The 16,465-nt window shown below is 41.1% G+C and carries 9 protein-coding genes and 4 tRNA genes; 1 reads left to right on the forward strand and 12 read right to left on the reverse strand.

Going from position 1 to position 16,465, the window contains the following annotated elements; genetic code table 11:
- Positions 1-87 precede the first annotated feature (87 nt).
- Positions 88-1,338 carry a molybdopterin-binding protein gene (locus tag BCU68_RS00740; RefSeq protein ID WP_102563158.1) on the reverse strand — a complete coding sequence of 417 codons (1,251 nt, stop codon included), beginning with the start codon at positions 1,336-1,338 and terminating at the stop codon, positions 88-90.
- A gap of 268 nt (positions 1,339-1,606) precedes the next feature.
- Here BCU68_RS00740 and BCU68_RS00745 point away from each other — a divergent pair, with 268 nt between their 5' ends.
- On the forward strand, positions 1,607-2,476 hold the full coding sequence (locus BCU68_RS00745) for a DUF3943 domain-containing protein (RefSeq protein ID WP_241901251.1): 870 nt from the start codon (positions 1,607-1,609) through the stop codon (positions 2,474-2,476).
- Between the two features lie 79 nt (positions 2,477-2,555).
- Here BCU68_RS00745 and nspC read toward each other — a convergent pair whose 3' ends face one another.
- The 11 genes from nspC to uvrY form a co-directional block, all read right to left on the reverse strand.
- Positions 2,556-3,689: a carboxynorspermidine decarboxylase gene (gene nspC / locus BCU68_RS00750; RefSeq protein ID WP_102563160.1), complete on the reverse strand. Its 1,134-nt coding sequence runs from the start codon at positions 3,687-3,689 to the stop codon at positions 2,556-2,558.
- Positions 3,690-3,785: 96 nt separating this feature from the next.
- The gene (locus tag BCU68_RS00755; RefSeq protein WP_102562875.1) at positions 3,786-5,030 is read right to left on the reverse strand and encodes a carboxynorspermidine synthase; all 1,245 of its coding nucleotides are present in this window, start codon (positions 5,028-5,030) and stop codon (positions 3,786-3,788) included.
- Between the two features lie 17 nt (positions 5,031-5,047).
- A complete protein-coding gene (locus tag BCU68_RS00760; RefSeq protein ID WP_102562876.1) occupies positions 5,048-7,948 on the reverse strand; it encodes a pyridoxal phosphate-dependent class III aminotransferase in 2,901 nt (966 codons plus the stop codon).
- A gap of 546 nt (positions 7,949-8,494) precedes the next feature.
- A complete protein-coding gene (locus tag BCU68_RS00765) occupies positions 8,495-12,073 on the reverse strand; it encodes a DUF6701 domain-containing protein (protein ID WP_102562877.1) in 3,579 nt (1,192 codons plus the stop codon).
- A 117-nt stretch (positions 12,074-12,190) separates the two neighbouring features.
- Positions 12,191-12,266: transfer RNA gene (locus BCU68_RS00770), tRNA-Gly, on the reverse strand.
- 39 nt (positions 12,267-12,305) lie between these two features.
- Positions 12,306-12,392: transfer RNA gene (locus tag BCU68_RS00775), tRNA-Leu, on the reverse strand.
- Between the two features lie 103 nt (positions 12,393-12,495).
- A tRNA-Gly gene (locus BCU68_RS00780) sits at positions 12,496-12,571 on the reverse strand.
- A 22-nt stretch (positions 12,572-12,593) separates the two neighbouring features.
- A tRNA-Cys gene (locus tag BCU68_RS00785) sits at positions 12,594-12,667 on the reverse strand.
- A gap of 285 nt (positions 12,668-12,952) precedes the next feature.
- Positions 12,953-13,510 (reverse strand): CDP-diacylglycerol--glycerol-3-phosphate 3-phosphatidyltransferase, encoded by a 558-nt coding sequence (gene pgsA / locus BCU68_RS00790; RefSeq protein ID WP_102562878.1) that lies wholly within the window; start codon positions 13,508-13,510, stop codon positions 12,953-12,955.
- A 46-nt stretch (positions 13,511-13,556) separates the two neighbouring features.
- The gene (gene uvrC, locus BCU68_RS00795) at positions 13,557-15,389 is read right to left on the reverse strand and encodes an excinuclease ABC subunit UvrC (protein WP_102562879.1); all 1,833 of its coding nucleotides are present in this window, start codon (positions 15,387-15,389) and stop codon (positions 13,557-13,559) included.
- Complete coding sequence (uvrY, locus tag BCU68_RS00800) at positions 15,389-16,033, reverse strand: UvrY/SirA/GacA family response regulator transcription factor (RefSeq protein ID WP_102563161.1); 645 nt, start codon at positions 16,031-16,033, stop codon at positions 15,389-15,391. The genes uvrC and uvrY overlap by 1 nt, the downstream gene beginning before the upstream one ends.
- Positions 16,034-16,465: the final 432 nt, after the last annotated feature.

The following is a 16,465-nucleotide window of genomic DNA, read 5'->3' on the forward strand; positions in this document are numbered from 1 at the left end:
ATCAAAAGCTTGTTAAAAATGCCCTCTTGAGCCAAAAAATTCAACTCCACTCTACATAACGTGTGGAGTTGAATCTTATTTAAATCATTACATATCAGCAAGTGGAGTAATGCCTGCTGGAATATATATCTCTCTTACTCTGTTCACACTACCATATTTCGCAAATATCGGTTTAGCCACAAGGTGACGACGTAACATATCAAGCGCTAATGCTCCTATGATAGTACGTGCATCATCCTCTGGATAATCGCGTTTGAACTCTAATAGCTGTGACCACTCCCCTGTTACCGTCGATAAAGCAAGTGCAAACTGATTCCCAGTTCGCTTTCCGGTAATAAGACCAATATCACCTAAACACTTTACACGGGTTGCTGTCGCGAGTGCCAATGCTGAAGCTAAAATATCACCGCTGTCATCTAGCTCTTGACTACCACTATCCAAGATCCAGCTTGCTGTTGAGCATTGCTCTATGTACGGTTCCGATCGTAACCAAGCGCTTAAATGCCCTTGAGTTGAGGTTTCAGCTACCGAAATGCGTTTATTATGAGCTAAAAGTAACAGTCCAACATGATTCAGCATCGTCTCATTAAAGCTGACCACATTAGGCTCTAAGATACTGTGGATAATATCGACAACTCTGTCTCTGGTTAGCTCATCTTCACTAGGACCAAATACCTTCACTTCAATAAATGGCAGAGACGAACGGTAACCGAGTTCATAACCAGGTGGAAGCTCAACGGGTGCCAATGAATCTGAAATTCCTGATTCTGATAACCCTAAAGTGTATAAACGGGTACATTCAAAACCTTCGACATCAGGATGGTTTTTCTTTAAATCGACGAGTATTTGCTCTTCAACCATCATTTTAAACTCCTTGGGAACGCCCGGAGTAAAATAAAATGTTGCGTCATTAATTTTCATCTTAAAGCCACAAGCTGTGCCAATTGGATTATCTAAAATCGTAGCACTCTTGGGCAGCATAGCTTGCTTTAAATTGCTATTGGGCATGACACTGCTTCGGCTACTAAACATCGTTTCCATTCGTTGCAACCAACTTGGAGATAGCACTAACTCTTCGTCCGCTGCTTGAGCTGCAGCCGAGGCTGTCATATCATCACTTGTTGGCCCAAGGCCACCATTAACTATGACCACATCACTATTAAAACTCAGCATTAACAGCTCTTCAATAAGGGCCTGCTCTTGATCGCCTACTGTCGAGCGTTTTGATAGTGAAAAACCATTTTGATAAAATAAGCCAGATAGCCAACTTGCATTTGTATCAACAATATCCCCATGAAGAATTTCTTCGCCTGTACTCAGCATTGCAATTTTCAACACACCACTCCTTTGTTCTGATTCTAGAAATGTCGAGGTCATCATTCCCTCATTAAAGATATTACTCTACTTTTACAGATATTACGAAATGACCGCTCTTTTTTAAGGTATAATTCTCAATAATAAATAATAAGTAGGCATACACCAAACTCATACTTAACCTACTATTTATTAACAAGTGATCAATTCTAACTACTGCGACTTTTAGGAGTGCTCTTTGCTAAACATTGCGACGCTAAAACCGTTTTTGCGTACAGGCCTATATGCCACACTGATTTTACCAATACCTACATTGGCATCATCATTTGACAGTGAATCTCACAACGCCATAGAGTTATCTTATCCTTCAAATTGTGATAATGTTTTTTGCAATCCTAGCTTTTATACATATCAAAATAAGAGTATTAATGCATTTGCAGAGGAAGAGTCTGGTCTCGATTTTTCTGTTCCTGACCTACCTGCTTATTTACACCCTCGCAGTGAGAAAGATTGGGATTACCTTATGGAGCAGACTTACACTATTTTAGGCTTAAGTGTTATTACTGTCGGCTTTATGACCTTATTACCAGAAAGTATTACTAAATGGGATCCCGATGATCGTGATTTAAGTAATCTAGGCAAAAAATGGAAAGAGAATGTCAGATCGGGTCCGGTGTGGGATCGTGATGAACACTTTCTCAACTACGTAATGCACCCTTATTTCGGTGGTGTGTACTACACTGCTGCCCGTCACTCTGGTTTTAATGAATTTGAATCATTTCTATATTCTTTTACTATGTCGGCATTTTTTTGGGAGTATGGGGTTGAAGCATTCGCCGAAGTTCCTTCATGGCAAGATCTATTCATCACTCCATTCTTTGGCGCTGTTGCCGGTGAACTGATGTTTGAAGCTGAGCAAGATATAGTGGCAAATGGTGGTGAGGTTATGGGATCAGAAACAATGGGAAATGTCTCTTTGTTTTTCCTAAACCCTGTTGGTCATATTCATTACTGGGTTAAAGATGCATGGGGTGGCTCTGCGGAGTTTCAGTTTACTCACACGCCTTGGTTTGGTAATACAAACGCTGCTCAATTTGCTATGGATGCGGGTGCTTCATACGATAGCCAATTTTATGGTGTTAACTTAATGCTTAAATACTAATCCGCACTCTACCTATGAATGGGTAGCTTTGACGAGAAAGAGTCAAAAGGCTACCCATTATAATCAAACCATCACAACATTAAGAAATAGACCACTGTGATAGTGAGCGCTTAAAGTCGTCATAACCAAAGCTATTAAGCAGTTCAATATCTCCCGAAGCTCTCTCACAATAAATTGAAGGCATCTTCAAGCCATTAAACCAGTTCAATTTCACCATGGTATAGCCTGCGCTATCCATCAAGTGTAATTTTTGACCAATTTCTAATGGCTGCTCAAAAGAGGTTTCACAAAACTGATCACCAGCAAGACAAGAGCATGAACCAATGACGTAGTCAAACTCGCCCTTATCTGATGCTTCTAATACTGACGCTGGCTCATTATAAATAAGCGTATCAAGACGGTGCGCTTCGGTTGCTGAGTCAACAATGGCTGTTTTTTTACCGTTTTCTACGATATCAACCACACTCACAACCAAATCTGTCGTCTTAGTGATGATGGCTTCACCAGGCTCTAGATACAGTTGAACTTGGTGTTTATCTGCAAATGCTTTCAATGCAGCAGCTAACTTCTCGACGTTGTAACCAGGCCAAGTGAAGAATACGCCACCACCTAGGCTAACCCAGTCAAGCTTATCTAAATATTGACCAAACTGCTGAGAAATAGAGTCTAATAGAGCGGTAAATGCATCAACGTCTTTATTTTCACAGTTCATATGGAACATCACGCCATTTAAACGATCAAACACACTTGGATCTATCTTATCGGCTTGAACACCTAAGCGAGAGAATGGACGAGCTGGGTTGGCTAAATCTTGCCCTGCATAGCTAACACCAGGGTTTAATCGCAGCCCAATCGATACTTTATCTTCAACAAGATGGCGGTATGCAGCAAGTTGAGATTGTGAGTTGAAAATCATCTTATTACAGATGCTTGCCACTTCCTTCACGTCATCTTCGCTATAGCCCACACTATAAGCATGAGTCTCTCCACCAAAAGTCTCGTGACCTAGCTTAACCTCGTTTGGACCACTACTCGTTGTGCCATCTAAATAAGGCTTAATGATGTCAAAAACACCCCATGTTGAGAAACATTTTAACGCTAGAACGAGCTTCACACCTGATAACTCTTTTAAGCGCTTAGCAATTTCTAAGTTAGCGACCAGTTTCGCTTCATCAATCATGAAGTAAGGGGTTTTTAATTCATTTTTTTTCAGTGATGATGTCATGATTATCTCTCTAAAATCCAAAAAGCCGACATGAAATCATATCGGCTATATTTGCTTAACTTTTCTACCAGAATTATCGCAAGATTATTTTAAAATCTTAATATCTGGCTGTCCTGGCTCAAGTTCTTGAACATGCCAATCTAAACCAATCTCTGGCATTGTTGCTAGGAACGGATCAGGGTTTAGCTGTTCCATGTTGAAGACACCTGCATCTGCCCACTCACCACGGAAGTACTGTAGCGCTGCAGTAATTGCAGGTACACCTGTTGTGTAAGAGATCGCTTGATGCTCAACATCTTTATAAGCAACTTCATGGTCAGCATTATTGTAGATAAATACGCTGCGTGGCTTACCATCTTTTGTACCTTGAACCCAAGTACCAATGCACGTCAAGCCAGTGTAGCCTGGTGCTAATGAGGTTGGATCAGGTAGCAGTGCTTTTAACACATGTAGAGGCTGAACAACGGTGCCATCATGTAGTGTTAATGGATCAGGGCTTAGTAGACCAATGTCACGCATACAGTTGAAATAGTTTAGGTATTTATCACCGAAACCCATCCAGAATTCAATACGCTTTGCAGGGATAAATTCTTGCATTGAACGAACTTCATCGTGCGCCATTGAGTAAACTTTATGTGTGCCACAGTTAGGGAAATCAAACTCAAGCATACGTGTATGACAAGGAACCTGTTTCCACTCTTCATTTTCCCAGTAGAACGAGTCACCTTGAATTTCTAGCATGTTTGTTTCTGGATCAAAGTTAGTTGCAAACTTCTTACCGTGATCACCATTGTTGATGTCCATTACATCAATCGTGTCGATCTCATCAAACAAGTGCTTCACTGCGTGAGCAGCAAAAACACTCACTACGCCTGGATCAAAACCTGCACCTAAAATACCAGTGATGCCTGCTTTCTCAAACTTCTCACGGAAGCCCCACTGCCAATCGTAAGCTTCTGGTACTTGCTGACCTTCCGAACATAAATCAACCGCTACAGAAGTATCTAAGTACGATACTTTCGCCTGTAGACACGCTTCCATGATAGTAATGTTTACCCACGGAGGACCAGCATTAATAACAAGGTCAGGTTTTACTTCTTTAATCAATGCAACTAGAGCATCAACATCATCGGCATCAACCGCTTTTGCTTCTAGTTTCTTGCTTGCATCTTTAAGGTTATTTTTACCTTTAATCGATTCAATGATTTTTTCACATTTAGATACAGTGCGTGATGCGATAGTAATATCACCTAAGGTATCATTATTTTGAGCTGCTTTATGTGCAACAACCCAGCCAACGCCGCCTGCACCAATTTGTAAAATGGACATTATCGCTTTCCTTTCTATTAATTCACTTGTACCACTAGCTCTGCAGCTAGTTTATTCAATTTCTGTAATAATGACTGAAAATCCATCATCGTTAAGCATGGGTTTAGAATAGTAAATTTCAGAGCAGTCTGACCATTCACTACTGTTTCACCCAATACAGCAACACCACGAGTCAGTGCTTCCATTCGTAATACATTATTAAACGCATCTAAATCACTTACACCATCATGTACTGCACGGAATAATACCGTTGATAATGATGGTTCGATAAGCAGCTCAAAACCATCTGTCTGGCTCACTAAATCGGCAACTTGTACTGTCTGCTCTAGTAAATGATCATACATTTGACCAAGTGCTTGAGGACCAACATTTTGCATTGTCATAAAGACTTTTAATGCATCAAAACGCTTCGTGGTAGCAATTGACTTATCCACTAGGTTTGGTAGTTCATCATGCTCACGATTTAAGTAATCAGCATGATGTAATAGATACTTAAAGTTATGTTTATCTTTTACCAGTATAGCGCCACAGCTAATTGTTTGATAAAAAAGTTTATGGAAATCAACACTCACCGAATCTGCACGCTCAATTCCTTGTAAGCGATCTTTATGACTGCTCAGAATTAATGCACCGCCATAAGCGCTATCAACGTGGAACCATAACGACTCTTTTTCAGCGATTGTTGCTAAGGCATTAAGATCATCAATTGCACCGTGATCGGTTGTGCCTGCTGTGCCAACAAGAGCAAATGGAATTAAGCCCTGCTGCTTCAACTCAGCCACAGCTGACTCAAGCGCTTTAGGTTGAATCGTGCCATTTGGGTTAGTCGCAACGCAATGTACGGCTTTCTCACCTAAACCAAGTAACGAAGCTGATTTCTGCACCGTAAAGTGAGATTTATCAGAGCAGATAATACGCAACTTATCCGCGTAGTCTGGTAGACCTAACTTTTGAATTGAGTGTTGATTTTGACGGTCAGCAACCCAATCACGAGCCAATAGCAGCCCCATGAAGTTACTTTGTGTGCCGCCACTGGTGAATACACCGTCAGCGTTTGCACCTAATTGGTACTTTTCACACATCCAATCAACAACTTTCTGTTCAACATAAGTTGCCGAAGACGCTTGATCCCATGAATCCATTGATTGGTTCAGTGCCGCAATCATTGATTCAGCCGCAACAGCTGATAGTAATGGTGGCGTGTGTAAGTGTGCAATACAGTCTGGGTGTTGAACAAAAATCGAGTTTTTAGCAACAAGCTCAGCGGTGTCTGAAACTACGTCAACTAAACTCGAGTGATCGCTATCTAGATTGACATCACGGATAGCTTGCTCTAGTTGTTGCGGTTCAAATGCTGAATATGGCGCTTCAACCTGTTCAAAAACGCTCTTCATCGTTTGAGTCGTATGGTTTAAAACTTTCTCAAACTCTTTACTGCCTTGCATGCCAGTATGAATAAAGTGCTGACGCCAGTTACTTTGAGCCACTTCATTCTTCACTACTGATTCACCACCAGCAACTAAAATTGCCGATTCAATCGTGCTTAATGCAAAATCGATTTGTTCGTAAGAGATGATCAGCGGTGGTAAGAAGCGAATAACAGAGCCATCACGTCCACCCTTCTCTACCATCAAGCCACGCTCTAAAGCTGCACGTTGAATAGCAAGCGTCAGTTCACCATCAGCGACAGGCTCACCAAAACGGTTTTGCTCACCGTTAGATTTGATAATTTCAACACCTAGCATTAAGCCTTGGCCGCGAACTTCACCAATGCAATTTACACGCTGTTGGATCGCTTCAAGACCTGCACGTAGGTAGTCACCGGCTTTTTGAGCGTGCTCAACTAAACCATCGCGCTCAATGATCTCAAGTGCTTTTGTGCCCGATACCATTGCAAGTTGGTTTCCACGGAAAGTACCGGTGTGCTCACCTGCATTCCATGTGTCATTGCGCTTATTAAATACCAGCAATGACATTGGTAGACCACCACCAATCGCCTTAGATAAACAAAGGATGTCTGGCATCACATTCGCAGCTTCAAAAGCAAAACGGCTGCCTGTTTTACCAACACCACACTGGATTTCATCAAAGATAAGTAGAATGCCGTGCTCATCACAAACTCTACGTAACTCTTTAAGCCAAAATGCAGGTGCAGGAATAACGCCACCTTCACCTTGAACGGGTTCAACGATAATAGCAGCAGGCTTCATAATCCCTGCTTCATCATCATGAAGTAAACGTTCAATATAACGAATGCTTTGTTTAGCACCCGCATCGCCACCTAGCCCAAATGGACAGCGGAAGCTATATGGGAAAGGCATAAAGTGAACATCTGACATCAAACCAGTACGACGAGCTTTCGTCCCCAGGTTACCCATCATCGCCATAGTGCCATTCGTCATACCATGGTAACCACCACGGAATGCAAACATCGTATTACGACCTGTCGTTTGTTTCGCTAACTTAATCGCAGCTTCAACAGCATCAGCACCTGAAGGGCCACAGAACTGAATCACGCTATCTTTAGCAAACTCTTGAGGAAGGAAAGCTTTAACACGCTTCATGAACGTATCTTTCACTGGCGTCGTAATATCTAACGTCTGATATGGCAAACCAGAATCAAGTTGATCTTTTAGCGCTTGATTGATTTCTGGATGGTTATAGCCCAGAGCCAATGTTCCTGCACCAGCCAAACAATCCAAGAAAACTTGGCCTCGCGTATCTTCAACTAAAGCACCAAAAGCACGCTTGATGGCAATAGGTAGACGTCGAGGATAAGAACGAACGTCTGATTCATTCTCAATTTGATCTAGCAATGCTTGGTCTAAGCTCAGATCATAAGTTCCATCAACATGTGGAACCTGGATAGACAATAGTGGGGTGATGCTCGATGTTTCAATATTAAAGGCTGTACTCATTTACCTAAAACCTTAGAACTAGCTATCTTCACATCAATAATGGTTACTGATGAGCGAAAGCAATTAGAATTTTATTTTGAATAATGAAGAAGTAATACCCATGCAAAATGCATCAGCACAACAAATGGCTACTACTTTTGAATAGCAAAAAACGCGGATACTAGAATCAAGGTTCAGTGATGCTGCTGTTTTCTAAAACAGGGCAAATTGGTAATACAACGCTGATTAATACAATATGATTATTTGGATTCAATGTTGGGTTTCCCATGAACATGATGCAAGCACCATTAGTATCCCGTCTATTAGTTAAAGGCTTAACTAATACCTACCCTACGCAATGTCACAATCAGCAAGAAGGTCATCACGCGTATCCCCCAGAAGCATTCCGAGATTGCGGCAGAAAATAGCACAATCTCGGATATGAAATCAATATTATTGCTTGAGATTTGTCAAATAAAAGCGCTTTTGTAGTTTACAGTACTCCATTAATATGCAAGTTGTTTACAGTGCTTCATTTATATGAGTGTATTCCACACCACTTTCCTATCAGTAGCCAGTCATCCTTGCTTCACCTCGGAAGATAACTCTGTCATTCCCTCGGTAAACACCAAAGGTAACTAATGCTGCTGGATCTCCATCGCCAAGGTTATCCCAGTTATATTGTAGCCATGGGCGATCGCCGTGACTGCCAACACATGATTGCGCTTCATAGCGTGTTTCTAAGTATTTTGAGCTTTCACTACCAAAACGCAACCACATCTGTACTTGTTCACGTACATAGCCCTCTTCTGCGACTTGGGACATCGCAAGCTCATTGGAAATACCTGCGAGCACCTGCCCTTCACCAATCAGCAAAGGATCCGCTTGACCCTCTTGCTCATGCCAACGCGTATCAAAACAATAGTTAGCACTGCTAAACTCAGAGCCACTATCTAAACTATTAGTTTCAAATTGGCGACCATTCCAGAATTCCACTTTAAGCGGCACAGTAAGCGTGCTACCACTACTCCCATTGATATCTTGCAAAGCTGCGCGTCCATAGCGAAAATGAGGTTGAGTTAATAGAGGCGACTCGGTTTCATCGTCACTCCCTGGTGCAAAATCAACACCATCAACTGTATTTGATATAGCAAGTTTAAAACCTTCTAAGAATGGACCATCCGGTATCGTTGCCACTCTTTTATCATCTTCATTACTTTGTGCACCATCTTTATGGAAAACAAAGGTATCAAATTCAACACGTAAACCTTGAGGTGTCCAATCTTCAGCAGTCCATGACAAATCATTAAAGCTCGACACTGAACTCGCTTTATCTACTACTCTCTTGGTTATTCGCTCACCATGCCTGTCATAAATTTGATAATTCAAGTCAACAACATTGCCATTGCTAAACAGGCCATAATTACGCGTTTGTCTATCATGCTTATTAAAAGCTTGCACAGCAAAAGTATGCCCTATACCTTGCCCCATATAAGCAAATCCATGGTGCTTGCTTGCATACTGCCAAGTAGTGTCAGTGACTGCGATATAATCCGGGACAAAGCGACCAATTGGACGCTCACCAACCACTCCAGTTTCAATACCACCAAAATCTGGAATAACAGAGAGATCGCTATAAAATGAGGAGTGATCATGAGCGATAAGCGTCATACTGCCCACTTCACTGTATTCCAACTCATCAAAAGTGCTTTCTGAGATATCAACTAATTTACGATCCAATTCCTTTGCGCTGCTTAGTACCCCACTTGTACCGTCAACAGGTGAATGTAACTGATGTGATAATGCAATCGCAGCATTAGGGTATTGACTAATCGGCAGCCAGTAATTATTCACACGAGTACTCGAGTCGCACTCCATCGCCTTATCTTGGTAACGAACCGGGATGATCTGCAAATCAAAAGCTTCACCTGCGATGGCAAATTTATCCCCTGAAGACGAAGTGCCGTTCAAAGGTTGCTGGGTTGGTGAGCATATATCAAAGCGCCAAGGTTTTACATTTACAGCAAAGCGCCCCATTAAATCGCCACCGCCATCAATTGGGCAATCAATACTTGGGTAATCATGACAGTTAAACTGATTATCGGTGATATTAACGGTAAAACTGCCCACTTCAGAAAGCGTTAAATCATCGCTTGAAATGCCGTTGGAAAAACGAGGCTGATAAGCCAATGAACCTTGCTGACCTTGAACAGGAAAGTTAAGCGTAAAATAAATCTCTGGCTTACCTGCATAGGCAACGTCAATCGGTTTATCGTTTGTATTACATGATAAAACCGCTGCATTGATATTGGTCTTCATACCAGCGATCGCATTAACCCCTGCTACCTCAAATTTATAAGGGACAAAGTTAATCACCGTGGTCGCATCACTATCTTGCGTACTGTTTTTTATCTTGGCAGTAAGAGCAACATCAAGTTCTGGTTTATCATGACTTGCCGTAAACCATAACTCACCATTTGGGTTTGGCTGATAGCTATTGCCCACCTGACTGCCATAGTTAGGAACAAGCTCTATCCGATCAAATTCATGATCCAATTCAACAACCGTACCACTTGGCAGCGCACTTGGATTACCGTCTTGATCAGTAATTAAAAATTGAATTTGTGGCGATTGACACGTTAATGCCATCTGCTCAACCTGCTGCACTGAGATAAAATACTCGTCACTCGGTGCTGCAGGGCGATCGTAGCAATAACCCGTACCGATCACTTTTGAACCATTAGTCATCTTAAGGTGATTCGCTGTGATCCCTCCATTGATATTGGTCTTATTACTCAACTCTAAATTATCAGCCACAATAAAGGCATACACATTTTCATTATCAGTACTGGTGTTATGGATGGTGATATCTGCACCTGGTCCATAAATAAACAGATCCCTCATATCTCCAACATCCTGATAGCTAACAGGGTTTCTTTGCGTCAAACTATTCACAATATTGAGTACTACATGAGATTCAGTTTCAACAACCTTTAAGCCACCACCGCCAAAGTTCAACTCACTAAATGTATAGGCATTATTTTCACGAAAACGTAAATTGAGATCAGAGCCAGTATCAAAAGAGTTAAAAAACAATGGCTGCCCTTCAGAACTTTCAAAAATAATGTATCTAATCGGTTTTGGCGCGCCGCTTTGATAATAAACATTAATATTATAATCAAATACCGACTTTCTCATGGTTAACGTCTGAGTCGCTAAGTCATAACTGCAGGCATTAGCTAAAGTTTCACAATGCGTATCAGGATCGGAGCTATTGTAGCCTTGGAATGTTAATAGCGGTAAGCCGGAGATAAATTCTTCCTCTAATGCATGTGGTGTTTTTGCTAGCGGTCTTTTATTTTCATCTCCTGAAAACGGACTACAAACCCCTCCTGCACCACAGCTGTTCTTCGTGACATTGTTGACAAGGCTACTTCCACTATAGCCTGTCATTACTGCGTCATATTCTTTGTTACCTTGCGTAACTGTGGTTTTATATTGCGTTAAATAATCACTAGACCAACCTGTTATATCCTCTCCTGCTACGTTAGAAATAAACAGAGAGGAGTCTTTACTCCAAGGTTGGATAGGTTCAGGAAAGTATTCACAATACGCATCGCGAGTTGGTGGTGTATAAGCTTGTTGACAATGTAAGGATGTAAAACGCCACTGATCATCAGCATTGCTATGATCAGTGCGAAATACAACAGTTTCATTATGGGATAATGAGGATGTGACGATTTGTGGTGTTGTCCACTCTCCCCATCGCCCTCTTGATTTGATTCTTTTTGAGTAGCTAAACTGATTCAGGTCTGCATCGTAGTTGAGTCGATACTGGTTTTCTAAGTAATCACTCAGTGCAAATAAGGCATCATCGTAAAAATACGTATTGGGTTGCTTGCTATTGCCGCTTAGCCAAAAAATTTCTTGAGATCGATTAGTAAAACCCTGAATAGCCAATACATTATGATTTGCTTGATCATAACCATCGACACTCCAAGTTAATTCAAAATCATTATGAGTCGTCACTTGGCAACTGTAGATTGATCTTGCATGAGCTGTCGACACTACAAACAAAAAACCAAACAAGATAAGAAACAGGTAAGATATACTATGGCGAGTCGGTTTTGATAACATAAATGGCATGATGCCCTATTTATTTAATATAAAATAGGCAGTTATATTAATTAAGTGACAATAGCTGTCAACCTTTAAATTCAAAACAAAAAAAGCCCCGATATTTCTATCGGGGCTTTCTTTATTTGGAGCGACACACGAGGTTCGAACTCGTGACCTCAACCTTGGCAAGGTTGCGCTCTACCAGCTGAGCTAGTGTCGCATGCTATATTCTCAACAAAAAGAATATAGATTTAATAGATGGTGCCCCGGGCCGGACTTGAACCGGCACAGCGCGAACGCCGAGGGATTTTAAATCCCTTGTGTCTACCAATTCCACCACCAGGGCACGCAATTCTTTATTGCGATGCTCCTAACCAATGTGCTTTAAAAGCAGGTTAGACACCATCTTTATAACAGCCTGCCATATAATGGCTGTTAGGTACAAAATTTGGAGCGACACACGAGGTTCGAACTCGTGACCTCAACCTTGGCAAGGTTGCGCTCTACCAGCTGAGCTAGTGTCGCATATCAAATCACTAATAAGTGATGGAGGCGCCTCCCGGAGTCGAACCGAGGTCCACGGATTTGCAATCCGCTGCATAGCCACTCTGCCAAGGCGCCTTTAATCTTCACTACCCTTTAAAGTATGTTGCCATCCTCTTGGGTACGGGATGCATTCTACGGATTCTCAGGGATGAGTCAATAGTTTTTTCTACTTTTTATTTCATTTGAATGAAAGTTGAGCTAACTGGTCATATTTAGCACTTAATTTACTTTATTAAGCGAGTTATAAGCAAATATTACTGTTATTACTAAGCCCTTAGTGCTTTATTGTACGCGGATAAGAACACTCTAAAAGTCAACTCAAGGCTATTTAAACGAAAAAACGAGCCGAAGCTCGTTTTTCTAATGATAGTCTTTGTTTAAAAGATCGCTTTTAGCCGCAGATAAATACTGCATCATCGACCAATAAGTTAAAGCAGTCGCAATATAAAGCCCAATATAGCCAGCCCAGATCATTGCGTCATTGTAGCCCCAAATTAAAAACCATAATGCGAACATTTGAGATGCTGTTTTTACTTTTCCAACCCATGAAACGGCAACACTTGCTCGCTTACCTATTTCAGCCATCCACTCCCGTAAAGCTGAAATGATAACTTCTCGCCCTATCATTGTAATGGCAGGAACTGTCACCCAAACCGAATAATATTGCTCAGTGATCAAAATTAATGCCGTGGCAACTAATACCTTATCAGCAACGGGATCAATAAAAGCGCCAAAACGAGAGGTTTGCCCTAGCTTCCTCGCCAACATACCATCTAGCCAGTCAGTAAAGCTAGCAATGAAGAAAATCGTTGCTGCAGCGAAAGGTGCCCATGCATAAGGCAAATAATATGCCACAACAAGAACAGGTATAAGAAATAATCTCAATAATGACAAAATGTTAGGTATATTAAAACGCATAGTATTAGGCTCTTTTGGATTGCGTGTTAATGGTGCGTGATTTTTACTATTGTTTCAATGCTTGATAAATGATTTCTGCTAAAGAAATACTAATACCGGGTACTTTGGCTATTTCTTCAACAGTTGCACGCTTGAGTTCTTGTAATCCACCCATATTTTTAAGCAAAGCTTGTCGGCGTTTTGGTCCGACACCTTCAATACCTTCTAATGGGCTAGTACGACGAGTTTTCCCTCGCTTAGCGCGGTGACCAGCAATGGCATGATTATGACTCTCATCACGGATATGTTGGATTAGATGTAAAGCTGGAGCATCACTCGGTAAATTAAACTCCTCACCATCAATATTGATTATAGTTTCTAATCCAGGCTTACGAGTCACACCTTTGGCAATACCAAGTAATAGTGGTTTTTTAGGCCACTCATGCCAATATTGGCTAATAATCTCATGAGCTCGGTTTAGTTGTCCTTTACCACCATCAATAAAGACAATATCAGGGATTTTATCGACATCAATTTGCTTCGAGTAGCGGCGCTCAAGCACCTGTCCCATGGCTGCATAGTCATCCCCGCCCGTAATGCCACTGATATTATAACGACGATACTCTTGCTTTACAGGCCCTTCATGATTAAAAACCACGCAAGAAGCTATCGTACTCTCCCCCATCGTATGGCTGATATCAAAACACTCCATACGCGAGATAGATTCTAGTCCAATTTCTGCCTGTAATGCTTTAAATCTCTGATTTATCGTCATCTTATGATTAATCTTAGTGGTAATAGCAGTCAAAGCATTAGTATTTGCCAATTTTAAGTAACGCTGGCGAACACCTGTTGGGTTAACATGAAAGTGAATTTTTCTTCCTGCCACTTTGGTTAGTGCTTCTTGTAATGAATGATAATCATCACTTAATTCTGGATTTAGAATTAAACGGCTTGGAATCGTACGCGCTTCATTATGGCTCAAATAATATTGGCTCAAAAAACTATAAAATACTTCTTCTCGACTCGTTTTATTTGGTATTTTAGGAAAGTGGCTACGGCTTCCGAGTACCTTACCGTGACGAACCATTAGGATATGAATACACGCAACACCGTTTTCTTGAGCAAACCCTAAGACATCAATATCATCCATGCTGTCTTCGGATACAAATTGCTGCTCTTGAACTCGACGGATAGCTTGTATTTGATCACGAAAATTAGCGGCTTGTTCAAAATTAAGACTTCGACTCGCTGTATCCATTTTCTCAATCAAGGTTTCTAAGACTTGTTTATCTTTACCTTGCAAAAAAAGTCGTACATAACTCACTAACTCGGCATAGTCTTCATCAGAGATAATTCGCTGAACGCAAGGCGCAGCGCAGCGACCTATTTGATACATCAAGCAAGGACGAGTTCGGTTGGCATAGACACTGTCTTCACACTGTCTAACGGGAAAGATTTTCTGGATAAGATGTAAAGACTCTCGCACGGCACCAGAATCTGGGTAAGGACCGAAATACTCGCCTTTACGTTTTTTCGCACCTCGGTGCATCGATAAACGAGGATGTTTATGATGGCTAATAAAGACATAAGGGTAAGACTTATCATCTCGCAATAATACATTGTATTTAGGCAAGTATTGCTTGATGTAATTATGCTCAAGAATTAATGCTTCAGTTTCAGTATGCGTTACCGTCACATCAATTTTAGCGATATTACTCACTAAGGCTCGAGTCTTTTCACTATCTACTCGCTTACGAAAATAGCTCGTCAGCCTTTTTTTTAAATCTTTCGCCTTACCAACATAAATCACAACAGCATCGGCGTTATACATACGATAAACACCGGGCTGATGCGTCACAGTCTTTAAAAAAGCAACTGAGTCAAACAATTCACACACTATAATGTCTCTGCGTCTAGCATTCCGTGACGTATAGCTAAATGAGTTAACTCAACATCACCACTGATATCTAGCTTACTAAATAAGCGATAGCGGTAACTATTTACTGTTTTTGGACTTAAGCTTAACTGCTCTGATATATCGGTCACTTTCTGTCCCTTGGTGATCATCATCATAATTTGAAGTTCACGTTCAGAAAGATCTTTAAAAGGGTTCTCAGAGGCTGGCGAAAGTTGACTTAATGCCATCTGTTGTGCAATTTCAGGCGAAATGTATCGTTGCCCACTGTGAACAATTCGAATTGCATTAACCATCTCATCTGGTCCAGCACCCTTCGTTAAGTAACCTGAAGCTCCTGCCTGCATTACTTTTGTTGGGAACGGATTCTCAGTATGAACCGTTAATACTATAATTTTAACATCTGGATTAAATCGTAAGATTTTCTTGGTTGCTTCTAAGCCACCAATTCCAGGCATATTCATATCCATCAAAATAACATCAGCGTTATTTTCGCGACACCATTTTACAGAATTTTCACCGCTTTCAGCTTCCCCTGCTACGTTCATACCACGGACGTCTTCAATTATACGTCGTATCCCTGTGCGAACCAGCTCGTGATCATCTACAAGGAAAACATTTATCACACTTGTATCTCCACACTTATCAATCGGCTCTGCCACTGCATATTCTGCGTAGCATCATTCTCTATTTTACCGCATCTAAAAAAAAATGCTTGGACTCAATATGTGCTGAAACGCAAACTTTGGCAAGAAGTAATTGATTGGTTGCATATAATTCCATCAAACCAGCGCTATATCTCACCAAATAGCAACATAAGTGTACAATTCACCTGTCATCAATGACGAGGAATTTAAACTGGTTGTACCAATTGATTGACACTTATAACATCTTAATTATTAATTGAAAAACGATTTTATCTACTACTTTTACCGGTTATCTACCCCTTTAAGGATGAAGCCCCACAATAACCAAGATTTTAGTGTAGAGCATTCTCTTATGGCGCTTTATTCCTCTCTCCTACTTCGTTATATTAGCACCTCGATTGTGTACCACTA

Origin of the sequence: Vibrio sp. 10N.286.49.B3, from assembly GCF_002873395.1 — a bacterium.
Classification (GTDB): domain Bacteria; phylum Pseudomonadota; class Gammaproteobacteria; order Enterobacterales; family Vibrionaceae; genus Vibrio.